At 64.0% G+C, this 591-nt stretch carries 2 protein-coding genes; both read right to left on the reverse strand.

Annotation, left to right across the window (positions count from 1 at the left end; translation table 11 throughout):
- A partial coding sequence (locus DAI20_RS19885) for a hypothetical protein (protein ID WP_205781527.1) occupies positions 1-209 on the reverse strand: 209 nt, incomplete at its 3' end.
- A 116-nt stretch (positions 210-325) separates the two neighbouring features.
- Positions 326-591: 6-carboxytetrahydropterin synthase (locus DAI20_RS19890; RefSeq protein WP_108252902.1), on the reverse strand; the 266-nt coding region annotated here is incomplete at its 5' end.

Genomic DNA, 591 nt, shown 5'->3' on the forward strand with positions numbered 1-591 from the left:
GCACCCTTGGAGAGCGTCCCGGCCGCGTCGTCGCTGCGGGCCAGTTCGCCCAGCCAGCCGCCGGTCGCGGTCAGGTTGCGCTCCATCACCTTCAGCTGCACGCCGAACATGCTTTCCGCGTTCTCCAATGCCAACCGGTTCGCACGCGTTGCCGCGGCGGCGAACTGGCGGGTGGCATCACTGAAGCGATCGCTGAAGGCGGCGGCCATGGGGCATCAGGGAGTGACTTGATGCAATGCAGCATACGCCGTTGATGCGGCAATGCAACAAAAATAACAAAGGCGCCCACGGCGCCTTTGAAACACCTTTCAGATCAATGGGTTGATCAGGCCGCCGGGCCGCGGTAACGGCAACCGGAGGTGCAGGTTTCGTGCACGGTGATCTCGCTCAGCGCCGGCAGGCTCGGCTTGAGCTCGTTCCAGATCCACACCGCCAGGTTCTCGCTGGTCGGGTTCTCCAGGCCGGGGATGTCATTGAGGTAGTGATGGTCCAGGCGGTCGTAGATCGGCTGGAAGGCCGCCTTCACGTCGCCGAAATCCATGATCCAGCCGGTCTGCGCGCCAGGCTCGCCCTCGACCTTCAGTTCCACCC

The organism is Planctomonas deserti (assembly GCF_003067705.1).
Taxonomy (GTDB): domain Bacteria; phylum Actinomycetota; class Actinomycetes; order Actinomycetales; family Microbacteriaceae; genus Planctomonas; species Planctomonas deserti.